This window comes from Shewanella sp. c952, assembly GCF_019654975.1.
Lineage (GTDB): Bacteria > Pseudomonadota > Gammaproteobacteria > Enterobacterales > Shewanellaceae > Shewanella.
On the sequence record NZ_BPEW01000023.1, the window covers coordinates 1 to 23,191 of the forward strand.

Annotated in this window: 21 protein-coding genes; 10 read left to right on the forward strand and 11 right to left on the reverse strand. The window is 44.7% G+C overall.

Annotation, left to right across the window (positions count from 1 at the left end; translation table 11 throughout):
- Positions 1–56 precede the first annotated feature (56 nt).
- Both K5R16_RS14930 and K5R16_RS14935 read left to right on the forward strand, forming a co-directional pair.
- A complete protein-coding gene (locus K5R16_RS14930) occupies positions 57–593 on the forward strand; it encodes an SRPBCC family protein (RefSeq protein ID WP_220738357.1) in 537 nt (178 codons plus the stop codon).
- 68 nt (positions 594–661) lie between these two features.
- A complete protein-coding gene (locus K5R16_RS14935) occupies positions 662–1,333 on the forward strand; it encodes a nitroreductase family protein (protein ID WP_220738358.1) in 672 nt (223 codons plus the stop codon).
- Between the two features lie 75 nt (positions 1,334–1,408).
- On the opposite strand, the gene hmpA is transcribed toward K5R16_RS14935, so the two are convergent.
- From hmpA to K5R16_RS14950, 3 genes are all read right to left on the reverse strand, one after another.
- Positions 1,409–2,611 (reverse strand): NO-inducible flavohemoprotein, encoded by a 1,203-nt coding sequence (gene hmpA, locus K5R16_RS14940; RefSeq protein ID WP_220738359.1) that lies wholly within the window; start codon positions 2,609–2,611, stop codon positions 1,409–1,411.
- 105 nt (positions 2,612–2,716) lie between these two features.
- Positions 2,717–3,973, reverse strand: a complete 1,257-nt coding sequence (locus tag K5R16_RS14945) for an NnrS family protein (protein WP_220738360.1) — start codon at positions 3,971–3,973, stop codon at positions 2,717–2,719.
- 71 nt (positions 3,974–4,044) lie between these two features.
- Positions 4,045–4,401 (reverse strand): hypothetical protein, encoded by a 357-nt coding sequence (locus tag K5R16_RS14950; RefSeq protein WP_220738361.1) that lies wholly within the window; start codon positions 4,399–4,401, stop codon positions 4,045–4,047.
- Positions 4,402–4,631: 230 nt separating this feature from the next.
- Between K5R16_RS14950 and norR the strand changes: the two genes are divergently transcribed.
- From norR to K5R16_RS14975, 5 genes are all read left to right on the forward strand, one after another.
- On the forward strand, positions 4,632–6,245 hold the full coding sequence (norR, locus tag K5R16_RS14955; RefSeq protein WP_220738362.1) for a nitric oxide reductase transcriptional regulator NorR: 1,614 nt from the start codon (positions 4,632–4,634) through the stop codon (positions 6,243–6,245).
- Between the two features lie 390 nt (positions 6,246–6,635).
- On the forward strand, positions 6,636–6,953 hold the full coding sequence (locus K5R16_RS14960) for a cupin (protein WP_220738363.1): 318 nt from the start codon (positions 6,636–6,638) through the stop codon (positions 6,951–6,953).
- Between the two features lie 55 nt (positions 6,954–7,008).
- On the forward strand, positions 7,009–7,215 hold the full coding sequence (locus K5R16_RS14965; protein WP_020914266.1) for a zinc ribbon domain-containing protein: 207 nt from the start codon (positions 7,009–7,011) through the stop codon (positions 7,213–7,215).
- Positions 7,216–7,428: 213 nt separating this feature from the next.
- Positions 7,429–9,372, forward strand: a complete 1,944-nt coding sequence (locus K5R16_RS14970) for a U32 family peptidase (protein WP_220738364.1) — start codon at positions 7,429–7,431, stop codon at positions 9,370–9,372.
- A gap of 127 nt (positions 9,373–9,499) precedes the next feature.
- Positions 9,500–9,874 (forward strand): PH domain-containing protein, encoded by a 375-nt coding sequence (locus K5R16_RS14975; RefSeq protein WP_220738365.1) that lies wholly within the window; start codon positions 9,500–9,502, stop codon positions 9,872–9,874.
- Between the two features lie 54 nt (positions 9,875–9,928).
- Here the strand turns inward: K5R16_RS14975 and K5R16_RS14980 are convergent, their stop codons facing one another.
- From K5R16_RS14980 to K5R16_RS14990, 3 genes are all read right to left on the reverse strand, one after another.
- Positions 9,929–11,110 (reverse strand): AAA family ATPase, encoded by a 1,182-nt coding sequence (locus K5R16_RS14980; RefSeq protein ID WP_220738366.1) that lies wholly within the window; start codon positions 11,108–11,110, stop codon positions 9,929–9,931.
- A 55-nt stretch (positions 11,111–11,165) separates the two neighbouring features.
- The gene (locus K5R16_RS14985; protein ID WP_220738367.1) at positions 11,166–11,735 is read right to left on the reverse strand and encodes a GNAT family N-acetyltransferase; all 570 of its coding nucleotides are present in this window, start codon (positions 11,733–11,735) and stop codon (positions 11,166–11,168) included.
- A gap of 61 nt (positions 11,736–11,796) precedes the next feature.
- Positions 11,797–12,951: a membrane dipeptidase gene (locus tag K5R16_RS14990; protein WP_220738368.1), complete on the reverse strand. Its 1,155-nt coding sequence runs from the start codon at positions 12,949–12,951 to the stop codon at positions 11,797–11,799.
- Positions 12,952–13,547: 596 nt separating this feature from the next.
- Between K5R16_RS14990 and K5R16_RS14995 the strand changes: the two genes are divergently transcribed.
- Positions 13,548–14,474 carry a TAXI family TRAP transporter solute-binding subunit gene (locus K5R16_RS14995; RefSeq protein ID WP_220738369.1) on the forward strand — a complete coding sequence of 309 codons (927 nt, stop codon included), beginning with the start codon at positions 13,548–13,550 and terminating at the stop codon, positions 14,472–14,474.
- 191 nt (positions 14,475–14,665) lie between these two features.
- Positions 14,666–16,597, forward strand: a complete 1,932-nt coding sequence (locus K5R16_RS15000) for a TRAP transporter fused permease subunit (protein WP_259649895.1) — start codon at positions 14,666–14,668, stop codon at positions 16,595–16,597.
- Between the two features lie 62 nt (positions 16,598–16,659).
- Here K5R16_RS15000 and K5R16_RS15005 read toward each other — a convergent pair whose 3' ends face one another.
- The 5 genes from K5R16_RS15005 to yjjX form a co-directional block, all read right to left on the reverse strand.
- Positions 16,660–17,115: a SufE family protein gene (locus tag K5R16_RS15005; RefSeq protein ID WP_220738370.1), complete on the reverse strand. Its 456-nt coding sequence runs from the start codon at positions 17,113–17,115 to the stop codon at positions 16,660–16,662.
- Positions 17,116–17,224: 109 nt separating this feature from the next.
- Positions 17,225–18,436: an aminotransferase class V-fold PLP-dependent enzyme gene (locus K5R16_RS15010; RefSeq protein ID WP_220738371.1), complete on the reverse strand. Its 1,212-nt coding sequence runs from the start codon at positions 18,434–18,436 to the stop codon at positions 17,225–17,227.
- A gap of 82 nt (positions 18,437–18,518) precedes the next feature.
- On the reverse strand, positions 18,519–19,562 hold the full coding sequence (locus K5R16_RS15015; RefSeq protein ID WP_220738372.1) for an NADP(H)-dependent aldo-keto reductase: 1,044 nt from the start codon (positions 19,560–19,562) through the stop codon (positions 18,519–18,521).
- An 86-nt stretch (positions 19,563–19,648) separates the two neighbouring features.
- Positions 19,649–20,602, reverse strand: a complete 954-nt coding sequence (locus tag K5R16_RS15020; protein WP_220738373.1) for a bifunctional helix-turn-helix transcriptional regulator/GNAT family N-acetyltransferase — start codon at positions 20,600–20,602, stop codon at positions 19,649–19,651.
- Between the two features lie 137 nt (positions 20,603–20,739).
- Positions 20,740–21,279 (reverse strand): inosine/xanthosine triphosphatase, encoded by a 540-nt coding sequence (gene yjjX, locus K5R16_RS15025; protein ID WP_220738374.1) that lies wholly within the window; start codon positions 21,277–21,279, stop codon positions 20,740–20,742.
- Between the two features lie 571 nt (positions 21,280–21,850).
- Between yjjX and K5R16_RS15030 the strand changes: the two genes are divergently transcribed.
- On the forward strand, positions 21,851–23,140 hold the full coding sequence (locus tag K5R16_RS15030) for a serine/threonine transporter (RefSeq protein ID WP_220738375.1): 1,290 nt from the start codon (positions 21,851–21,853) through the stop codon (positions 23,138–23,140).
- The last annotated feature ends 51 nt before the right edge of the window (positions 23,141–23,191 follow it).

The following is a 23,191-nucleotide window of genomic DNA, read 5'->3' on the forward strand; positions in this document are numbered from 1 at the left end:
TAAAAACGAGGCTATAAAAACTCAAAGACCTTAACCACTTATAAAGAGTACAAGTTATGCTAAAAAAATTCTCTATAGCGGTGCTAATACTCATCGCGCTGCCCTTTATTATCGCGCTCTTTGTACAGAAAGAGTATTCGGTAATCACTAATATCAGCATAGATAAACCTGTGGCAGAAGTGTTTGATTATGTGAAGCATCTAAAGAATCAAGACAACTTTAGTGTCTGGGCACAGATGGACCCTGATATGGTTAAAAGCTACCGCGGCACTGATGGAACCGTAGGTTTCGTATCTCGTTGGGAAAGCCAATTAGAAGATGTAGGTGTTGGTGAGCAGGAGATAATGCGCATTGATGAAGGCAAGCGGATTGATTTTGAGTTGCGATTCTTTTCGCCTTTTGAGTCAACCGATCCTGCTTTCATGAGCACCGAAGCCATAGGTGCTAACCAAACATTGGTGCAGTGGGGTTTTGATGGCCATTTAGATTACCCAATGAACCTGATGTTCCTGTTTCTAGATTTCGAAACCATGATTGGCAATGATCTTAATCAAGGGCTTGAGCAGTTAAAGCAACAGCTTGAATCACAGTAAGCTTAGCTTGCATAGGTAAACTGAAACGGTTAAAAATCGATAATAATAACGATAAGCTAGGAAATAATATGACAGAAGCCCATCATCCGTTAACGGACTTTATCGAATATCCTGAGCATGAAATGCTTGTGCGCGCAGAGCAAAATTATCAAGACGTTAAACGTCGTCACTCGATTCGTAAGTTCTCTGATCGAGCTGTTCCTCGAGAGATCATTGAAAAATGTATTTTAGCGGCGGGAACAGCCCCTAACGGTGCTAACCACCAACCTTGGCACTTTGTCGCCATTAACAGCTCAGAAATTAAAGCGCAGATCCGCCATGAGGCTGAAGCGCTTGAGCAGGCGTTTTATGCCGGCCGAGCCGGTGAAGAGTGGTTAGATGCGCTAAAGCCTTTAGGCACTAATGCCAGCAAGCCCTATCTTGAACATGCACCTTGGCTGATTGCGATTTTTAGTAAGAAGCGCAGCGAAGAAGAGGGGGAGCAGAAGACTAACTATTATGTGCATGAGTCGGTAGGGATCGCGACAGGTTTTTTGATCCAAGCATTGCACAATGCGGGACTAGGAACGCTTACTCATACTCCCAAACCAATGTCTTTTCTCAGTAAAGTATGTGGCAGAGACAGTGCTAATGAGAGGCCCTATATGCTGATTATAGCGGGTTATCCAAGTGAGGATGCCACGGTGCCAGAACATGCACTACAAAAGAAGGCACTGGCAGAGATCTGCGACTTTCTCTAAAGGTAAAAAGCTAAAAGAAAGAGCATAGCGTCAATCGACAGTATGCTCTTTTTTTATGGCTTGTTAAGTTAGCGCTTAAAGCGAAGCGTGTGGCCCAAATACCTCGTAGTGAATGCGCTCAGCTTCGACGCCTAGCTCGATTAACTGTTGCTTAGCAAACTGCATAAAAGCAACGGGTCCACACAGGTAATAATCGCCATGTTCAATCGGCAGTGCATCTCTCAGTGTGGCAAAGTTCATAAAGCCTTGGTGGATGTAGCTAACATTAGCAACCTCATTTGATTGAGCAATGTCGCGATACCAAGTGTGATGCTGCAAATCTAAACTTAACCCTAGCGTTTCCACTCGTTGGTTAAATGAGTGCTGCTCTACGCCTTCACAGGCATGCAGGTAGAATACTGGTTTAGCAAAAGATTTCGCCGCCAACATCTCCAACATTGATTGCATCGGCGTCACCCCTACACCGGCAGAAATAAGTACTACTGGGGCTTCACGCTCCTCGTAGTGAAAATCACCAGCAGGTGGATAGACATCAAGACTGTCGCCAACATTCATGTGGTCATGTAGATAATTCGATACTACTCCAGGCGTTGCTTGTGCTTCACGCTTAACTGAGATGCGGTACTGCTTGCCATTAGGTTTATCCGATAGCGAGTACTGACGCATTTCACGATATTCATGTTCAGCAGGCTCTACACAAATCCCAAGGTATTGGCCAGGTTCAAAATCAATAATGGCTTGGCCATCAACAGGAGTTAAAACAAAGCTTGTTACCAGTTCTGACTCTTTGTTTTTGTCGGTAATAGTAAACTGTCGCGCACCTTGCCAGCCGCCAGTTTCATTGGCACTTCTATGGTAAAGCATACCTTCACGCTCGATAAAGATCCCAGCGAGTACACCGTAAGCAGCGCCCCAAGCTTCTTCGACTTCAGGAGTAAAAGCATCTGGTGCTAATTCTCTTAGGGTCTCAAGCAGGTGATGACCAACGATTGGATAATGCTCTGGCTGAATATTAAAGCTGGTGTGTTTATGGGCGATGCGCTCAACGGCACCAGTTAATGCACCCAAGTTATCAATATTTTTAGCATAGGCTGCAACGGCATTGAAAAGTGCAGCGGGCTGACCGCCAGAATGCTGGTGGCTTAAGTTGAAGATATGTTTTAGCTCTGGATTGTGGCTAAACATACGTTTATAAAAGTGCTCAGTGATGGCAGTACCAGCAGACTCTAATAGTGGAATGGTGCTCTTAACTATGCTGATATGTTTTTCAGATAACATCTAAATATCCTTAATCAATTTTTGTGCTCGAAAGCGGCACTGTTAGGGTGTAATTTCTGGTTGTAATTTGTCGAATCTATTCTGATTCGACGCTAAAAATTGGCTTTAGTTCGGCCTTGGGCGCATAAGTATTAAGCTGTAGTGCCAGATGAATAAACTGAAGGCGACTACCCAACAAGTTGCACTGATATCCCAAGCCAAAATAGGCTGCTGGGCTAACGGTAAAATAACTCGTGCTAAAGCACCTGCAAGAATAAGCATGAAGGCGATATTGATTGAAAAATGAGGCTTTAATGGTCGACCGGTATGACCTAATGAGACACGGGCAATCATCGCGAGGATCATCGCGCCTAAGGTGCCTACCGTGATTAAGTGCAGTGCATCGGCAAAACGCAGCGCATCAATGTGGTAGCTCGTACCTAAGGCGATTAACCCTAATGCTAATGCTAAGTATGAACCGTGCAGTGACCATAGTAGTGGCACTTTCAAGGTTGCTAGGCTATTCCAGTTGAGTAAACGCAGTAGGTGCATAACACCGGCTAATATCAATAACGTTGCAGGGGTGAAAGGAAGCTCGATGAAGTAACCGCTGAAAAAGACCGCTAAACCGAGTAGAGAAACCCAAGGTAACCATTTGTCGAGTTGAGGTGTTGATTTTACCTTGGCATTTTCAGCGCCCCTGCCGGTAAAGAAGGGGATCACACGGCCACCAATAATGCCGACTAACAGGCAAAACAGTAAAATAGCGCAGCGAGAAAGGTGCATCGCCAACTCTGTATAGCCATTTATATCTGCCAGCAAAAAGCCGATATTAAATGACATCATTGCTGTTAGTAATGGAATGAATTGATAGTTGCGGTTACTTTTAGCTTTAATCACCATATTGGCTAGATAGCCAATTGAGATAAGCCACCAAGATGCTTGCAGTGCGACCGCTGCTAGCTGCAATTTTGGGTCGTTCGACCAAAGTAAGCCACGTACCGCTAGCCAGATTAGTGTTAGCGCGATTAGTGGTAAACCATTTATGCTACGGCGGTTAGTCCAGGTCTGGGCTGCTGTGAGCAAAAAGCCAACCGCAATGGTCGCCGCAAAACCAAATAACATTTCATGGATATGCCAAACAACGGGGCTCAGACCTGTTGTTGCTAGGCTAGGCAGCTGACCATGTAAAAAGAGTAGCCAAGCTGCAATGCTTAGCACTGATGATAATGTGGCTGCTAAAAACCAAGGTCTAAAAGCTAGCTCCCATAAAGGCATATCGCTGAGCTTACTCAACAATGAATCAGGTTTTACTAGTACTGCCTCGACTTCACCGCTGGCTGAGAGTACTTGTTTGGTCTTGGGAGAGCTAATCGTTTGCATCAGTATTGTTGTCCAAATGGTGGTCATAAACGGTAATTGCTATCAAAAAATTATTTTGTGGGGCAGTTGCGCTACAACTGCAAGTGCCCCATGCCATCGAGCCCTACGCAGCGCATCACATAGCCAATTTTTACTGCGGTCGCAAACAGTATCAAACCGATGTGGCTGGCAACTTGTGCCCACAATGAAAAACTGTCTGCATAGGAATAACCGACTAAAATGCACAACAGTAAGCCAATAATCGCAATCAACATGGTGCTATTACCGCCAATCAGTGCATGGGAATAAAATCGATTCGATGCCACACCAAGTTGCACTAACTTACGTTGCTTGACTGTTGATGTAGCAGAAAGCTGAATGTTTTGTTGTTGAGTTAACTCGTCGACTAAATCTTCGTGAGAGTAGGGCATTGATTGTGTTGTTATCATTAGTTTGCTCCATTTGCTCTGCTACAGTGTGTTTGAACTAGAGTATTGCGATAACCGTGCCAACATTCACGGTAGTGATAATTACTAGTATTCAGCCGTTTAGCTGAACCCTTGTAGTCATAATGACTACACTGCCGTGAAGTCATTATGACTCTATGGTGTTCTTTTGAAGCTAGGCGGTCAGCGTGATAAGCTAGAGACAGTTTTAATTGATTAGGTTTACCATTCTTGTGAGTGAAATATCTTCTGCTGCCTTGGTTCAACTCGCCCTAGATCTCACCAATAGCCTGACAAATCATGACAGGTTTGAGCGCTTACTTAATACTGTGCGCCATGCTGTTAATTGTGACGCTGTGGTGCTGTTACATGTGCAAGGTGAGTATTTGAAGCCGCTAGCACTACAAGGCCTGACTAAAGAGACTTTAGGGCGTCGATTTGAGATCGCCGCTCATCCAAGGTTCGAGCTGATATCTGCATCGCAAGCACCAGTTCGCTTTGCTGCAGACAGTAAGTTAGCGGATCCCTATGATGGCCTCCTGCTTTCTCATGAAGGTGACCTCCCAGTGCATGCATGTATGGGGCTACCACTGCTATCTGATGACAAACTGATCGGTATTTTGACTTTAGACAGTATGGTTCCCAATGTATTCGATGAGATCCCTAAGCGTACGCTAGACATCATTGCTGCAATGTCAGCAGCCACCTTAAACACTGCGATATTGTTGCAACAGCTTGAACAGCTTTCTAAACATAATCAGCAGGTTGTTGCTGAGCTGACCCACGAAGCATTAGTTAAAGACGGTGGCGAGCTTATCGGTAACAGCGAGATCATGGTGAAACTCAAGCGTGAAATTGAGATGGTCGCAGCCTCAAATTTTTCCATTTTAATAGAAGGTGAAACTGGCGTAGGTAAGGAGCTGGTGGCAAGAACTCTACATCGGCAATCTAGCCGAAGTGAAGGGCCTTTGGTTTATGTTAACTGCGCTGCTCTACCTGAAAGCCTAATTGAGAGTGAGCTGTTTGGTCACGTTAAGGGAGCATTTACAGGCGCTGATCGAAATCGAACAGGTAAGTTCAGCCTAGCGAGCGGCGGCACCATATTTTTAGATGAAATTGGCGAGTTACCACTGGCGGTGCAAAGTAAGTTACTTAGAGCGCTGCAGAATCAAGAGATCCAAGTTGTCGGTAAAGACGATGTTGAATATGTTGATGTACGGATTCTTGCTGCAACCAATAGACAATTGAAAGTAGAAGTGGAGCAGGGGCGTTTTCGCGCCGATCTGTATCACCGTCTGAGTGTGTATCCCGTTATTGTACCGCCATTAAGGCAGCGTGAAGGCGACATCAGTTTACTTAGTGGCTACTTTATTGAATTGACGCGGCGAAAGCTTGGCATGAGCCAATTGACCTTAAATCCCAGCGCGATAAAAATGCTAAACCAATATGACTGGCCCGGCAATGTACGCGAGCTAGAGCACGTTATTAGTCGAGCTGCGTTACGAGCTCGAAGTGAGAGCACTGCAGCTATAGTGCGTATAGGGCTCACCCATTTGGCCTTATTGTTACCGAGTACTCCTCAAGAGGATAGTCGCAAAGGACAAGCTGCAGACTCTGCACTGCAAATCGAGGTATTAGCGAATGGAAACCTTAAACAGCAGACAGATGAGTTTCAGCGACAACGTATTTTGCAAATCTTGACACAGCATCATGGCAATTGGTCGGTAACCGCCAAAGAGTTGCAGATGGATCGTGCTAATTTAAATCGTTTAGCGAAACGTTTGGGGATTCGAGTGAGCAAGAGTATTGTGATTGAAGTTGGTGAGGCTGGGGCGGACAATGGATAAAGCTAATATTTTTGAAAACTTGGCCTCAGACCTTACAGAGGAGCAGTTCGAGCCGTTAAGGATAGTACAGATAGTGTTTTGCTCGAACGTATCATCTCCAGCTCTGTCGTGATTCTTGCTAGGAAAATCGATACGATCAAGTTCATTAAGTCGGCAATGCAGAAAGCGAAGGAAAAGGTAAGGGTAAAGTCATGGATAAAGCTAATATTTTTGAAAACTTGGCTAAAGACCTTACTGAGGAGCAGTTCGAGCCGTTAAGGATAGTACAGATAGTGTCTTGCTCGAACGTATCATCTCCAGCTCTCTCGTGATTCTTGCTAGGAAAATCGATACGAGCAAGTTCATTAAGTCGGTAATGCAGAAAGCGAAGGAAAAGGTAAGGATAAAGTCATGGATAAAGCTAATATTTTTGAAAACTTGGCTAAAGACCTTACTGAGGAGCAGTTCGAGCCACTAGTAAACACAGACAATGTTTTAGTCGAGCGCATCATCTCTAAAGCCCACGTGACTCCAGCCGGACAATGGTATGATCAGGAGCGTAGCGAGTGGGTGATGGTGATGAAAGGCGCGGCCAAACTAGAGTTTGAAACTGGCGAGCTGTTGAGCTTAAAGCAAGGCGATCATGTCAATATTGGCGCCCATGTAAAGCATCGAGTCGCTTGGACTTGCGAGCAAACAGAAACAATTTGGTTGGCGGTTCATTACTAATTATAAGTCGTTACCAGCCGCTATAGATAGTTAATCAACAGGGAAAATAGTCACTATGCAACATGATAAATGGACGTGTATTAAGTGTAACAATAGAGAGTTCGAAACCGGTGAAATTCGTGTGTCAGGTGGCTTTTGGTCACGTATTTTTGATATGCAGAACAAGCGTTACTACGCGGTGACTTGTAGCAACTGCAGCTATACCGAATTTTATAAAGGAAAATCATCTGCCTTAGGTAATGCCTTCGATCTGTTTACTTAAGTAGCTCCGTACTCATATTGTTGAATTAATGAGCAGCTAATCAGTCGCTTAACTCCCTCCAAGCAAATGAGTCAACATCATTGATATTGATCGGCCATTGAAGTTCTTCTGCAATGGCTAGTATTCCTGAGTATATTAGCTAACGCCAAATGTGAGATTTTGCTATAATATTTGCCCAAAATAATAGTGTTTTCCTTTTTGAGTGATTTTTTTATGAGCAATGTTGGCATCTTCAGACCTAATGAAAAGCCTGCTGGTGAGCCTTTGGCACCGCTAGAAACCAACTCTAATCGTCTTGAGTTGCTAGCGCCGGCTAAAAATGCTGACTTTGGTATTGAAGCTATTCGCCATGGTGCCGATGCTGTATATATCGGTGGCCCCTCTTTTGGTGCTCGAGCAACAGCTGGCAATAGTGTTGAAGACATTGCCCGCTTATGTACTTTTGCTCATCAATATCGCGCGCAAGTGTTCGTCGCGGTTAACACCATCTTAATGGATGATGAACTTGAAGCAGCGCAGACGCTTATTTGGCAACTTTATGAAGCTGGTGCGGATGCATTGATTGTGCAAGACATGGGGGTTTTACAGCTAGATCTTCCTCCTATTGCGCTGCATGCCAGTACTCAGATGGATAATCGTAGTCCCGAAAAAGTCGCATTTTTAGAGCAGGTTGGTTTCTCGCAGGTTGTGCTTGCCCGTGAACTTGGTTTAAGCCAAATTCGCGAGGTTGCCGCCAAAACCAATATGCAGATTGAGTTCTTTATTCATGGTGCGCTATGTGTCGCCTACAGTGGTCTGTGTAACTTAAGCCACTCTTTTAGTAACCGCAGTGCCAATCGCGGTGAATGTTCTCAATTGTGCCGCTTGCCTGCAGATCTGAAAACTCGCCAAGGTGAAGTATTAGCGCAAAATGAACACTTACTGTCACTTAAAGACAATAATCAAACTGATAATTTAGAAGATCTGATCGATGCTGGTGTACGCTCGTTTAAGATCGAAGGTCGTCTTAAAGATCTTAGTTACGTTAAAAACGTTACAGCTCACTACCGCCAAGCATTGGATAAGATCATTGCTAAGCGCCCAGAGTTTAGCGCTTCATCTCATGGTCGTTGTGAACATACTTTTACGCCAGATCCTGAGAAAACCTTTAACCGCGGTAAAACCGACTATTTTGTCCATGAACGTAACCAAGGAATGAACGACTTCCGCTCGCCTAAATACATAGGTGAAGAGGTGGCAGTGGTTAAGCGTATTGGTAAGGACTTTATTGAAGTTACCTCAGAGAACAGCTTCAATAACGGTGATGGTTTGTGCTTTTTTCCAAGCAACTATGCCGAAGCTAAGCAGTCTGATGACAAGCTAAAAGGCTTGCGGGTTAATCGTGCTGAGGGGCTTAAGCTGTTTGTATTGCGTATGCCAAAAGAGCTTAAAGAGGGCATGATCATATACCGTAACCATAACCAAGCTTTTGAATCGGTATTAGCTAAGGAATCTGCCAAGCGAATTATTGGCGTCGATATTACTCTTGCCGATAGTGATGATGGTGTGGCATTGACGATGACCGATATCTACGGCCACAGCGCAACGCAGACATTAGTTTGCCAAAAAACAGCTGCTACGGATGTTGAAAAGGCATTGAAAGGGCTACGTAAGCAACTCGGTAAGCTCGGCAGCACGGACTTTAATGCCCAGAAAATTAATATAGAGACTGCTCAGGCATGGTTTATTCCTACTTCAGTATTAAACGGGTTACGCCGCGATACCGTAGCGGCATTAGAACTTGCCCGAGTCAATGATTACCAGCGCCCTAAAGCGTGGAAATACAATCAGGATGCCGTCTATCCCGTTAAGCACCTAAGTTACTTGGGCAATGTGGCTAATGATAAAGCCAAAGCCTTTTATCAGCGCCATGGTGTTATCGAAATTCAAGATACCTATGAGAAAAATGGCGTTACTGAAGATGTGCCATTAATGGTCACTAAGCACTGCTTACGCTTTAACTTCAACCTTTGTCCAAAGGAAGTGCCCAATATTAAGGCCGATCCTATGGTGCTAGAGATAGGCAAAGATGTGTTGAAGCTGGTATTCGATTGCCAGAAGTGCGAAATGATGGTGGTTGGCGAGAATAGGCAAGTCCCTAACTCTGTGAAAATTTAATCAGTTAAAAGAATCGCCATATGGCGATTTTTTTATGCCTAAGGTAAGTTAACGGTTGGCATTGGATTTAGACCTCTTTGGCCTAAGCGCTAAAGAGGGCAGCAACATCAATATTAAGGAAAATAGCATGGGATTATTAGATTCGCTGATGGGTAATGCCTCTGAGGTTAACCTTGAAGAGTTAACGCAGGAGCTTAGCCCGATAATGGCTGACAATGAGTCGTTGGCTTTGGCCTATAAAGTGGTTAGGGATATGTTTGTATTTACCAACAAGCGCCTTATCTTAATTGATAAACAGGGAGTGACTGGCAAGAAGGTCAGCTATCATTCGGTGCCTTATAAAGCGATAACCCATTTTGAAGTGGAAACCGCGGGTCGGTTTGATATGGATGCTGAGCTAAAGTTATGGATTTCGGGGCAAAAAGATCCACTGGTTAAAGAGTTAAAGCGCGGCACTGATGTGGTCGGCATTCAAAAGACCATCGCAAACTTTTCACTTTAAGTTCGGTACTGCTTAAGTAAGTCACGCTTGCGAACAGCAGATAGCCGTAGTTTGTTAGCTGCGGTTGTTCCAACGCCAGCTTGGCTTGCTGAGTATGTCTTGACCAATAATCTCCGTTTGCCCTAACTGCTTATCCAGCTCTATTAAATTGCAATCTTCAAACTGATTCAGTGAGTTAATTAATCGATTGGCATGGGAGACGACCCATAACTGACAGCGCTCGGAGGCTTTAACGATTAAGCGAGAAAGCGCTGGCAGTAGATCGGGGTGCAAACTCGTTTCAGGCTCATTAAGTACCATCAATTCTGGCGGACGTGGAGTCAGCAATGCTGCGACCAGTAAGAGGTAGCGTAAGGTTCCGTCTGATAGTTCAGCAGCATTAAGTGGCCTTAACAAACCTTGTTGATGAAACTTAAGGCTCAACATGCCATTTGACTCATATTCAATGACCACATGAGCGCCCGGAAACGCGTCGCTTAAAGCGGTATCGAACGCTTCTCTATCGCCCACTTCAAAAATGGTTTGAATCGCCGAGGCTAGGTCTCTGCCATCATGGTGCAGAACCGGCGTTCGAGTGCCTAGCTGTGGCTTACGTGCGGGAGCCTCACTGTCACTGCGGAAGTGATCGTAAAAGCGCCAGGCTCGAATGTTATCTCTTAGGCGGATCACCTCTGGTGTTCGCTCAGGATCGGCAAGCTCAGTAAAGATACTATCGCTATGCTGCATATGTACATTCAAGGTTTGCCAGCCTGCTGAACTTGCCTTTTCGGCGCGGCTTTTGACTAAGGCAGAGCGGCGCTCAACTAACACTGTCGATGGGCGATAAACATTACCAACCCAAATAGCCTCGCGCTTAATTTGCGGATCTAAGCCAAATAAAGTGGTGGAGTCGGGCTTAGGTAAGCCAAGCTCAATTAAATAACTGAATTCGTCGCTGGCAAAGCCAAGCTTTAACCGTTTTACCTCTTGTCTAACGGTCGGCTCAACCGGTGTTTCCCCTGCAAGCATCGCACGCGAAAGTGTTTCAGGCCCGGCCCAAAAGCTAGAGTCTAATCCACCTTCTAGTGCAAGTGCGTTGACGACTCCACCTTGAGCTGTTTGAGCCAATAGCCTTAGCGCTTTGTAAAGGTTGGATTTACCACTGCCATTGGCCCCTGTCACCAGGTTTAGCTGTGCCAGTGGTATGGTGACATCACGTAAAGAGCGATAGTTTTTAATGGCAAGTGCGGTTAGCATTTTGTTGTGAATAGTCCTTATGTTCTGAGTTATTCTTTGAGGGTTATCAGCGGAGTTAATGGGCTGGATTGATTTTGGCTGTTAGCACGTGATCTTGCCAGCGTCCGGCTATTTTTAAATAGGATTTCGCCAACCCTTCCTGCTCAAATCCTAATTGTTCTAGCAATGCAGCACTGCGCTGATTGCTTGTCATATGATTTGCCATCACTCGATGTAAATCTAGCTCATTAAACACATAAGTTAATGCTGCTTGCAGTACTTCGTGCATATAGCCCTGACCTTGATACTTCGCCGAGACAGAGTAACCCAAATTACAGGCCTGAAAAATACCTCTTACAATATTGGTAAAGTTACAGACAGCGATAACCTCTTGAGATGCCTTGTCTAGCGCAACCAATTTTAATGCTGAGCCGTTTTCAAATTGGTTTACGTTTTCTGCAAGCTGCCGTTGCCAGTGTTCTAGGCTATAAAAACTATCGTTTCTTGTAGGCTCCCAAGCGCTTAAATGCTCTCTATTTAGGTTGTAATAATCGAGCATCAGCTGAGCATTTTCAGGGGGCAAAACAACCAAGTTAGTTCTTGTTGTTTCTATGAAAGGCGTATCAATATCGATAGGTCTATCCATGACTATATTTCCAATTATAGTGGCTACGATTTTATTGCTGTTATCAGCTAAGAGGCTGTATTTATACTAAGACTTCATTAAGCACTCTTTGCCAGTTTTGTCCCATGATCTTATCGCGTTGGTTACTCGTAAAGCCTGCCTTACCCAACGCCAAGTCAATACGCTCCATACGATCGATATGGTTCAGTTCAGGGATCACTACATGTTCCGGTTCAACATCGTAACCGAGGACATTTTTCTCACGCAGACTGTGCCACCAACTAAGGTATTGTTTTACCCCTTCGGCGTTATTGTTGTTCAGTTCAAGTAAGTTCTTTTGGCCACGCAGTGGGTAATCATTGGCAATGGCGACGGCATCTATTCCACCAACATTAGCGACATGTTTAAGGTGGTTAATATAATGCTCAACCGTAGGCACTTTATCGTTGGTAAGCCAAAAGCTCATCATAAATACCCCAAATAGTCCGCCGGTATCACTAATGGCTTTAATCACTTCATCTGGGCTGCAACGTGCATGATTCACTATGGCACGCACTGCACCATGGCTTTGTACGATTGGCGAGTTGCTTATTTTTGCAGTGTCGAGCGCAGCTTGCGGACTTGAGTGGCTGACATCCACCAGAATGTTTTTCTGGTTGAGTTTTTCAATGAGCGTCTCACCCGCTTTGGTTAACGGTAGGTTTAAACCTCCGTTAGCATCATTATCAAGTGCTCCACCACTAAACCGATTACCGTAATGGTGAGTGAGTTGCAGGGCTCGCAGGCCTTTAGCGTGGAATTCATCAACTTGATCTAAGTTATTGTTGATACTGGTTTCTACGCAATCGGCTCCTTGGATCTGAAAGAATACTGCGGTGCGTTCGGTCTGCTTTGCGCGTTTAATGTCACTGCCTGAGAGCCCTAAAACTAGCTTGTCTTTGTTGCTTTCTACTCGGGTTTTAGCTTCTGCGATACTCTTGATACAGGCTTTATAGGTGCGCTTGTAGTTAGTGGTGCCATCGGGCTGTTTAATCGCCTCAATGGCAGATATGTCACAAAGATAAGCATCAACTTTTGAAGTGTTAAGGTCGGCTAAGTCATCAGGAAGAAAGCAAAGTCCATCAACATATAGCCGCTGTTCATTCTGCGCTAACGCAGAAAAAGAGCCGAGTTGGCTTAATATCGTGCCAGCGGTAATACCTTTAATTAGTTGGCGTCTGTTGATTAATTTTTGCATGTTTATTCTTTGCCTTCATTAGATTAGCGACAGTTTTTATAATCAACATACTATACCCGTATCACTTCAAAAAAGATGTTTTTGATGATGAGTAACGTTTCCTTAGCGAGTTAAACCTCAGCAATATTGCTCACTATTAATTCAACGCTGTTAGCGTATTTTGGGCTTGTTTAGCGGGCGTGTGCGACTATTCGACAGCTTGACATTGGTTAGTTCTTCAGTGAGTATCGAGGCCAAATTGAAGTGAATTAAATAATATACGAAGGCTTATAAATTAGGGGCTGTTGATCTTTCGAGCTTAGTTTTTGTTCGAATTCAATTATTTTAGTACAAGGCTTGAGCGATGAAGCTTAGCTGGCTAAGCGAAAAGCTCGTAACGCACTCTAGTCATAAAAGAATAAAAGAATTGAAACGAACCCAAAGGGCCGCGTTTCTTGGCTATTTTTACTGTGTTGTAGACTATTTGTGGAGAATAACTAAACGGCATAGCCTCCGCCTTGTCAAAATAGCCAATAAACTGCGGCAAAAACAACAGTGAAAGATCAACAGCCCCTAAAGTCTAATATAAAAAATAAATGTAAATTGAGGAAATGGCTATGTTGCATCGTGCATTAATGCTCGCTCTATTGTTGGTATTGCCAGCGTCGGCTCAGGCTGAGAACTATTCTATTGGCACCGGTGGCCAAAGTGGGATCTACTATCCATTCGGTGGGGCCTTAGCCAAAGTTTGGTCTGATAAGGTTCCTGAAGTAAACGTAAAAGCAGAAGTAACAGCTGCATCAGTAGAGAACACGATTAAAGTGGTCCGTGGTGACATGATTGCCGGAATAGCAATGGGCAACGTGGTACTTGATGCTTATAAAGGTGAAGGCAAATTTAGAAGTGCCATGCCTGTAAATACCTTGTTCGCGCTGTATCCGAACTTGGTTCATGCCATCAGTTTGAAAAAGTCTGGTATCAACTCTTTGGCCGATCTTAAAGGTAAGCGTATCTCTTTGGGCGCGCCAGCGAGCGGCACTGCGGTAACTTCTGCTGCGTTACTGGAATCTATTGGTATTGATGTAAAAAAAGATATTAAAGCGGTTTATCTGAACTACTCAGAGACCACTAATGCGTTAGCTAACGGCCAGATAGATGCGGGTTTCATTGTTGGCGGCCAAGGAGTTGGCGCTGTCACTCAAGTAGCACTGACTCATAAAGTTAATATTATTCCTGTCTCAGCTGCTGAGAGCGCGGCATTTATTGAGAAGAATCCAGCATATAGCAACTACACCATACCGAGTGATGTTTATAACAACGTCGGCGCAGTGCCGACACTCAGTGTGTGGAATGTGATTGTAGTGAGCGCTAAGATGAGTGATGAGATGGCATTCAACCTTACAAAAGCAGCCTTTGAAAACATGAGCGAAGTACAAAAAGTGGTGAAAGTGGCTGAAGCTACAACCCCTGATAATGCCGGTCGTTTAGAAGGTGTGCCATTGCACCCTGGCGCGCAAAAGTACCTAGACTCGTTGGCTAAATAGTTTACTTTCCAGTAAACGACTTTTTGACGTCGACTATCTGCGACAGTTAATCAATGACTGTTAAAACCATTAATAAAGGCAGCTTTGGGTTGCCTTTATTTTATTTAGCTTATATCCCAAATGCCCGCAATCTATCACCGATTGAACATGAGTGGCGGAGCATTTGAGAGTAGATAATTTGAGGACATGCTATGAGCCCTCTTCAACAAAATAGTGACGCGGATGCGACAACTGAAGCGCCTGTTGTAATGCCACTTCCCCATGAATCGACCGTTAAGTATCTCGGTTACGTGATTCTTGCCATCGCGGTGGCACTGTCATCATTTCAAATATGGCAGGGGATCACCTCAACCATTTCGGCTACCTACTTTCGTCCAGTGCACTTGTGCTGGGTATTGGTATTGATCTTTTTACATTACCCATTGATAAGTAATCGATATAACAAGGGGTATATGCTCGGTCGCGTGACCGATCTACTGTTGTGTGGACTGACCGTTTTTGCCGGATATCGGATGCTGATCTTCGACTACAACGATATTGACCACCTGTTGTATGGCTTAGGTAATATCGACCTAGCGGCTGGTTGCGCCTTGCTACTGTTATTATTGGAAGGGTGTCGCCGGACTGTAGGTTGGGTGATGGTGATGATTGCCGGGCTATTTTTAGCTTACAGTGCATTTGGTGATATGTTGCCGGGCGCGTTAGCAACTAAAGCCTACTCGTTGCAGGAGCTTATTCAGTTCCAGATCTTCTCTGCGAATGGGGTATTTGGTTCCGCCTTGGGGATTGCCGCGACCACGGTGTTCATTTTTGTACTATTTGGTGCTTTTCTTGAGGTCACTGGTGCAGGCAAGTTCTTTATCGATTTGGCTTTCTCTATTGCAGGGAAATATCGTGGTGGGCCTGCCAAGGCTGCGGTTTTAGCATCTGCGGGTTTAGGCTCCATATCCGGCTCCGCTATTGCCAATACAGTGACCACTGGCTCGGTAACGATTCCGATGATGAAAAAGCTTGGCTATACGCCAGAGCAGTCGGCTGGCATTGAAGCTGCTGCATCAACGGGTGGGCAGATTATGCCGCCAATTATGGGGGCGGGCGCTTTTGTTATGGCGCAATTCACTGGGGTGCCCTATAGCGATATTATGCTGGCATCAATCGCACCCGCTATTCTCTACTTTTTCTGTACCTTGTTGTATGTGCATCTAATGGCTTGTAAGTTAAATCTGCAAGCAGCTAGTCGCACAGAGGCTGTTATCGAGGTAATGAAACAAGGAGCGCATCATCTTATTCCACTGGTGATTATCACTGTGCTATTGATGATGGCTTACTCACCATTGTTGGTTGGTGTTGCCGGCTGCGCCGCGATACTACTTACCGCCGCTTTACGTAAACATAGCCGCATAGGCCTTAGAAAATTTATCTCGGGAATGAAAAATGGCGCGCTAATGGCGCTGCCTATTTCTGTGGCGTGTGGCGCTGCAGGCATTATCGTTGGGGTGGTTGGACAGACAGGCATTGGGCTGCAGTTTACCCAGTTTGTGATGGACTTCTCTGGCGGTTATATGTTGGTGGCCTTGGGCTTAATCAGTATCGTCGCCTTAGTATTAGGCATGGGTTTACCAGTAACTGCTGCTTACATCGTATTGGCCGTGATGGCTGTACCGATGTTGGGCGACTTTGGCTTGCCGCTGCTCACTGCGCATCTAATCGTATTTTGGTTATCGCAGACATCTAACGTGACACCACCGATTGCACTAGCGGCATTTGCAGGGGCTGGGGTGGCAAATGCCAATCCTATGAAATCCTCTGTTGAAGCGTTTAAGTTAGCTGGAGGCCTGTTTATGATCCCGATAATGATGGCTTATACCGACTTACTTAACCCCGATGCTGGTGTGATGGCTTTCGCCTTTGCGATACTGCAAACAGCCACGATTATATTGGCGTTAGCAATTGCGATTGAAGGTTATCTGCTACGTGCTTTATCAGGCGTAGAGCGTATTACTGCTTTTGCAGCAGTGCCACTGGTGCTGTTCAATCCATTTGGTGCGGGCTTTGTGGGCATGTTGATTATATTGGGCTTGTTGGTCAAACAGTGGAAAACCACGGCAAAAGTAGCTGTTTAGCATGTTATCACCAGCCAAGTGTAGACTTGGCTGGTACTGGATTTAGTCGATGAAGCTTGGCGTTACTTGCTATCAACAGCACCTGCTTTAATCGCTTGTGCTAACGCCAGTAAACCATTGGTACGAGATGGGCTTAGCTGACCTTGTAAGCCAAGCTGAGTAAAATAATCATCTGCATCGAATGCGTTAATTTCTGCACTCGTTTTGCCATTACAGGCAATCAATAATAGTGTGACCAACCCTTTAACTATGCGAGCATCGCTGTCTGCGAGGTAGTAATGCTTGCCATCTATTTCACTGTGATACAACCAGGCATCACTTTCGCAGCCTCTAACCTGAGCGCTTTCAACACGGTATTCATCGCCAAGTTTAGTTAAGGTTTTACCTAGCAACATAATATGGCGATAACGTTCTTGCCAGTTGTTTGCTTGTTGAAACAGCGTTAACGTTGCTTGAGTCGATTGGCTGAACTCTAATGCTAAAAAATCTGCTGTTGAAGGTTGGATTGACTGACTCATACTCGACCTAAGATTAATGTAATGGTGATTGATAAATATAGTTGTACAGGGCATTAACTGACTTATGTAACCGTCAGCTTTTGATTTAAAGCAGCCTAGCATCTGGTCGCTATAACAGCAGCTCTTTCACTGACTTCATTGCGGTTATAAAGCTGTCGATATCGGCTTTATTGCTATAAACCCCAATGGAGGCACGGCAACAGCCATTTAGTTGTAATATCTGCATGAGTGGCATGGCGCAGTGGTGGCCGCAGCGAACCGCGATCCCCTGTTGATCAAGCAAGATCCCCACGTCTTGATGATGTTCTCCAGCTAGATTAAAGGCGACGGCACCAAGGTTATCGCTATGAGCGCCGTATAGCTCTACATCACCTAAGTCTAGCAGTGAGTCTTGTAAGTAAATCAATAAAGTTTGTTCGGCTTCTCGCAGTTGCGCTTTAGGCAACGTATTAAGGAAGTCGATTGCAGCACCTAAGCCGATAACTTCAGCAATTGGCGGTGTGCCAGCTTCTAGCCTGTTAGGCAGCTGATTAAATACAGTGCCGCTAAAACTGACGGTTTTTATCATCTCTCCGCCAGTCATTAATGGGGTGAGATTATCCAGTGGCTCAAAGCGGCCATAGAGCACGCCGATCCCTGTTGGACCATACATCTTATGCCCTGAGAATACATAAAAGTCACAATCTATCGCTTGAACATCAACATCCATGTGGGCGATGGCTTGTGCACCATCGACTAATGTTATAGCGCCCACTTGCTTGGCTTTAGCCACAAGCTCGGCTACTGGATTGACTGTGCCTAGCACGTTCGACACATGACTGAGAGCGACAATCACTGGGCGCTCATTTAATAGTGCATCGAAGGCTGTAATATCTAAGCGGCAATCGTCGGTCAAAGGAATCGGTTTAACAATTGCGCCAGTGCGCTGTGCCAACTCTTGCCACGGCACGATATTAGCGTGATGCGCTGCGCTATCAATTAAAATCAGCTCGCCTGGCTTTAACTGTGAGGTAAGGCCGTGTGCGACGATATTTATCGACTCAGTGGTGCCGTGGGTAAAAATGATCTCTTCGCGGCGCTCAGCACAAATCAACTGGCGAAGCTTGTCGCGCACTGCTTCATATTGAGTGGTTGCTCGGGCTGATAGTTGATGCGCTGCGCGGTGCACGTTGGCATTATCGAATTGATAGTAGTGATTCATGGCATCAATCACTTGTTGCGGTTTCTGGCTGGTGGCGGCGGTGTCTAAATAACACAGCGGGTAGCCGTCATTAGACTGAGCAAGCGCAGGGAACTGTGACCGTAACGTTGAGAGATCCATTAATTTGACCTGTGGAATAGAATGCGCGCAGATCTTGTAAGATCTGCGCCTTTAATGCAAGCCTATTTATATCGGTTATTTACTAAGGGCAAGGCAAGCGATATAGCTGTGCCAGCTCATTAAGACGCAGGTGCAACTCTGGTGAGATACTGCAATGAATGCTATCGATATTCTCTTTTAGCTGTTCAAGGTTGGTGGCGCCGATAATATTTGAGCCAACAAATTTTTGCTGATTAACGAAGGCCAGTGCCATTTGTGCTGGGCTGATGTTGAATTCTTTAGCTAGCTCAACGTAAGCATTGGTCGCCTCAAGCGCCATTTCAGATCCTGTATAGCGAGCAAAGCGCTTAAACAGGGTCATTCTGGCACCTTTAGGCCATTGGTCATTGAGATACTTCCCCGAAAGTGCACCAAATGCGAGAGGGGAGTAGGCAAGTAATGGCACCTCTTCGCGATGGCTTATCTCAGCCATACCGACCTCATAGCTGCGGTTGAGCAAGTTATAGGGGTTTTGCACTGAGACAATCTTCGGCAAGCCATGTTTCTCAGCCAGCTGTAAGTACTTCATAAAGCCCCAAGGGGTTTCATTGGAGATGCCGATATAACGGATCTTACCTGCGGTGACCAAATCGGCTAATGCCTCAAGGGTTTCAATAATCGGCGTTTGCTGCTCGTTGTCATCTTGTTGGGTATAGCTCAACTCGCCAAAGAAGTTAGTATTACGATCGGGCCAGTGGATCTGATAAAGATCGATGGTGTCTAGCTGCAAACGCGCTAATGATGAATCGACAGCTTGATGAATATTGCGCCAGTCTAATGCCATATTGGGGCGAATATAATCGCTCTTACCACCGGGGCCAGAAACCTTGCTGGCGATGATGAGGTTATCGCGGTTCCCGCGCTGCTTAAGGTAGTTGCCGAGGATCGTTTCAGTGGCCCCTTGAGTTTCTGCTTTAGGAGGAACTGGATACATTTCTGCAGTATCGATGAAGTTAACGCCTTCAGCAATGGCATAATCAAGTTGCTCAAACGCTTCGGCTTGAGTATTTTGCTCGCCCCATGTCATAGTGCCTAAACATATCTCACTGACGTCTAAGCTTGAGTGTGGCAGACGTTTATATTCCATAATGCAACTCACTTAATTTAAAAAACGACCTAATCTTGAGGCTAACAAGTTTTCAGCATAAAAACGATATGCTTAATGGCTTAAATTTATATAATTTTGCTCAGTTTTAGTAACATTGTGATTTCGCATGCATCGTGCCCAGTACTGCCAAGTGGTGCATCTAAATGTTTGAAAGACAGTGACTCATAGAGCTTTATTGCTTCAGTTAAATTAGCCGTGGTTTCTAGATAGCAAGCGTCATAATCTTGCTCAGTGGCAAAATCGATAGCTTGCAGCGCTAATCGTCTAGCAAAGCCTTTACCTCGCAGAGCCTGAGAAAAATACATCTTTTGCAGTTCACATACGCCAGGTTGATTATTCAGTGGTGCGATGCCGCCCCCTCCAAGGATCTGTCCGTCCAGCTCAATCACCCAATAACAAGCATTGCTGTGTTGATAGACTTTGCTGAGACTATCGAGAGTAGGATCTGATACTCCGTAACCTTTGTCGGCAGTGAGCCCATACTCTGCTGAAACGTCGCGTATTATTTGCGCCATTGCTGCATTGTCTGTTGCGGCTATCTCTCTGATGCAATAACCAACTTGCGCTTTAGATTGCATAACGGCTTTATTGTATTGACTCAGTGATTGCTCAATTTGTGAGATCTGTGCCGTTGGTAGCTGCGCCATAATCTCATTGAACTGCTGGTTCTGTTGGTTATCAAGCTTAACCAGTTGCTTTTTGCCGCTGGCGGTTAATTGTGCCACTAAACTGCGGTTATCTTTGGGATTGGCTGTGGTTTTAGCAAACCCCTTCTCAACTAAATGGCTCACTGCGCGGCTGGCATTAGATTTATCAATGTTGAGTAATTCAGCTAATTGCTTAATCGAGTAGTTGTTCTGGCCTAACTCTATCATTGTGTGAGCTTGCACGGGTGACAAGGGTTGGTTACCACAGGCAGCATCGAGCAAACCTAATTGGCGAATAAGTTGTCTTGATAAGCGGCGTAATTGTGAAGCTTGGCAGAGAGGCTGAGGCATAGTGAAATTATTTAGACTCATTTAGTTGCGACTTACATCTAACTTACGAGGCCTACTAAATAAAATCAAGTGGATCTTAACTATTGGAACTTAAGTATTAAGTTAACTACTAAAATTTGCTTGGTCAATAGGTACTTCAGATAGACCAAGCTTTATTTTTAAAGGCTAAAAAGTTCAGGGTTCAGCATAGGCGCCATTGCAAGAATAATAGCTTGGGTATAAATACTCTGGCGAGTTGCATGGCCATGGGTCAGTAATGCTATTGTACCACCTTGCTGCTTAATGTTGACGGTATTAAACATGCTGTCCATGACGTTACCTAACTCTTCACCTTGGGTTAAAGCTTGGTATACCTGCATAGGTAGCGGCAGTAATGCACTGCGGCCGACACTGACCTGCTGGTTATGGGCGATGGCGATATGCGCGAATGTAGCAGGACCATGGTCAAATAGGTCGACACCGCCTTCCATCGCAAGAAAGTAATCGGCTTGGTAGTTTTCCATGCAGTACTTAACTCGGTTTACAGCGCCTGCTTGGGTTTCAGCTTCTGTCATGGGCTGATCGGCCACAAGCGAGGGCGCATGTACACCTTCACACTCGATAGTCACTTCAGGGAAGAGCGTGCTTAATGCCTCTTTTGCTGCACCAACTTTTACCGGATTTTTTGAGCCAACGATGATTCGAACTGCTTGTGTCATAGGGAGGTACTTTTCTATTTAGGTATAGTTGAAATTATTTCACATAAAGCGGGTCATTGGTGATTAATTTCAGCTGTTTTTACCAGGCTTATTTTTGCTGTAAATAGCAGCGTTTTCTATTTCTAATTAGTAGGTTAATAAATAGGCCAAAACTATTTTTCTATATTAATCATTAGATTGACTAATGCTTGGGTTTTTCGAAGCTAAAAATGGCGTGATCTATATCAAATTAACACTGCTGAGTGCTGGCTCGAGTCTCAAAAAGTGCGATTTTTAGAGCTATGTCCGCCACTCATTTTTGTCTCCGGCGGAGTTTATATCAGCATTTAATGAATTGGGTGAAATTGGTGTTAAATCTAGGTTCAATTCAGTTATCAAACTGCAATAAAAATGAAAATTCATTACATGAAATAAGCGATGTAGCTCCCAATATGCGTATATTATGAAATTCAATTACAAAATATGTGTCCAGATCAATTTATCCCCGCTGCATTAGGATTACCTTAACCGCGAAATTTACTCCTTAGATACAAATCTACAGGTGTTAAAAAACACCTTAAAGGTAAAGCTAATGCAAAAAGACGCGATAAGTGCACAAGAAGTGACCCAGGATGATGTAGCGACGACTAAGTCGTTACCGTGGACACGACAAGATACGACTTGGATGTTGAGTTTGTTTGGTACCGCAGTAGGTGCTGGCATTCTATTTTTACCGATTAACGCTGGAATGGGCGGCTTTTGGCCTCTTGTACTCATGGCAGCAATTATTGGCCCAATGACTTACCTTGCTCACCGTGGCTTATCACGTTTTGTATGTTCTTCACAAAAACCAGGTAGTGATATTACTGATGTAGTCGAAGAGCACTTTGGTGTAGGCGCTGGTAAAGCGATCACCATGCTGTATTTCTTCGCTATCTATCCAATTGTTTTGATCTATGGTGTGGGCATTACTAACACTGTTGATAGCTTTATTGTTAACCAGCTTGGCATGGCGTCGCCTCCACGCTTCTTGCTTTCTGGTGCACTTATCATTGCGATGATGTCAGTGATGGTAGCGGGCGAGAAATTCATGCTTAAAGTGACTCAGCTTTTGGTATACCCATTAGTTGCTATCTTGGCATTTATGTCTTTTTACCTTATTCCTGACTGGAAAATGGATGCGTTAAACGTTGTACCAAGCACGGGTGCTTTCTTGGGCACTGTTTGGTTGACGATTCCTGTACTTATCTTTGCATTTAACCATTCACCTGCAATCTCACAGTTCTCTGTGGCACTTAAGCGTGAACATGGCCAAAATGCAGCGCGTAAAGCTGACTCTATTTTACGTAACACCACTATGATGCTAGTGGGCTTTGTGATGTTATTTGTATTCTCTTGTGTATTGTCACTATCTCCAGCACAACTTGCTGAAGCAAAAGCGAATAACTTACCAATCCTTTCTTACCTAGCTAACGTACATGATAGCGGCTTTGTCAGTTACTTTGGTCCTATCATCGCGTTTGTTGCCATCATCTCTTCTTTCTTTGGCCATTACATGGGCGCAACTGAAGGCATGAAGGGCATTATTAGCAAGCAGCTTCGTTCAAGCAACAAAGAAATATCAGACAAGAAGTTAAACAAATTTATCTTAGGCTTTATGTTCTTCACCATCTGGGCAGTAGCGGTAATCAACCCAAGCATCTTGGGAATGATTGAAGCATTAGGTGGCCCAATCATTGCGGCAATTCTTTATCTTATGCCTATGTACGCGATTCATAAAGTACCTGCTTTAGCGCCATATCGTGGCCGAGTGAGCAACATCTTTGTTGTGATTGCCGGTCTGCTTTCTATGACCGCTATCCTGTTTGGACTGCTGTCTTAACTGAGCGTTACTCTCGGGTGTTTATTGCTATCTCTAATGGCTTTAAACCCC

What these genes read in the sequence shown, in the direction of transcription:
- K5R16_RS14930 (WP_220738357.1), top strand. Translation starts at nt 57, where the DNA reads ATGCTAAAAAAATTCTCTATAGCGGTGCTAATACTCATCGCGCTGCCC.
- K5R16_RS14935 (WP_220738358.1), top strand. Translation starts at nt 662, where the DNA reads ATGACAGAAGCCCATCATCCGTTAACGGACTTTATCGAATATCCTGAG.
- hmpA (WP_220738359.1), bottom strand. Translation starts at nt 2,611, where the DNA reads ATGTTATCTGAAAAACATATCAGCATAGTTAAGAGCACCATTCCACTA.
- K5R16_RS14945 (WP_220738360.1), bottom strand. Translation starts at nt 3,973, where the DNA reads ATGCAAACGATTAGCTCTCCCAAGACCAAACAAGTACTCTCAGCCAGC.
- K5R16_RS14950 (WP_220738361.1), bottom strand. Translation starts at nt 4,401, where the DNA reads ATGATAACAACACAATCAATGCCCTACTCTCACGAAGATTTAGTCGAC.
- K5R16_RS14960 (WP_220738363.1), top strand. Translation starts at nt 6,636, where the DNA reads ATGGATAAAGCTAATATTTTTGAAAACTTGGCTAAAGACCTTACTGAG.
- K5R16_RS14965 (WP_020914266.1), top strand. Translation starts at nt 7,009, where the DNA reads ATGCAACATGATAAATGGACGTGTATTAAGTGTAACAATAGAGAGTTC.
- K5R16_RS14970 (WP_220738364.1), top strand. Translation starts at nt 7,429, where the DNA reads ATGAGCAATGTTGGCATCTTCAGACCTAATGAAAAGCCTGCTGGTGAG.
- K5R16_RS14975 (WP_220738365.1), top strand. Translation starts at nt 9,500, where the DNA reads ATGGGATTATTAGATTCGCTGATGGGTAATGCCTCTGAGGTTAACCTT.
- K5R16_RS14980 (WP_220738366.1), bottom strand. Translation starts at nt 11,110, where the DNA reads ATGCTAACCGCACTTGCCATTAAAAACTATCGCTCTTTACGTGATGTC.
- K5R16_RS14985 (WP_220738367.1), bottom strand. Translation starts at nt 11,735, where the DNA reads ATGGATAGACCTATCGATATTGATACGCCTTTCATAGAAACAACAAGA.
- K5R16_RS14990 (WP_220738368.1), bottom strand. Translation starts at nt 12,951, where the DNA reads ATGCAAAAATTAATCAACAGACGCCAACTAATTAAAGGTATTACCGCT.
- K5R16_RS14995 (WP_220738369.1), top strand. Translation starts at nt 13,548, where the DNA reads ATGTTGCATCGTGCATTAATGCTCGCTCTATTGTTGGTATTGCCAGCG.
- K5R16_RS15000 (WP_259649895.1), top strand. Translation starts at nt 14,666, where the DNA reads ATGAGCCCTCTTCAACAAAATAGTGACGCGGATGCGACAACTGAAGCG.
- K5R16_RS15005 (WP_220738370.1), bottom strand. Translation starts at nt 17,115, where the DNA reads ATGAGTCAGTCAATCCAACCTTCAACAGCAGATTTTTTAGCATTAGAG.
- K5R16_RS15010 (WP_220738371.1), bottom strand. Translation starts at nt 18,436, where the DNA reads ATGGATCTCTCAACGTTACGGTCACAGTTCCCTGCGCTTGCTCAGTCT.
- K5R16_RS15015 (WP_220738372.1), bottom strand. Translation starts at nt 19,562, where the DNA reads ATGGAATATAAACGTCTGCCACACTCAAGCTTAGACGTCAGTGAGATA.
- K5R16_RS15020 (WP_220738373.1), bottom strand. Translation starts at nt 20,602, where the DNA reads ATGAGTCTAAATAATTTCACTATGCCTCAGCCTCTCTGCCAAGCTTCA.
- yjjX (WP_220738374.1), bottom strand. Translation starts at nt 21,279, where the DNA reads ATGACACAAGCAGTTCGAATCATCGTTGGCTCAAAAAATCCGGTAAAA.
- K5R16_RS15030 (WP_220738375.1), top strand. Translation starts at nt 21,851, where the DNA reads ATGCAAAAAGACGCGATAAGTGCACAAGAAGTGACCCAGGATGATGTA.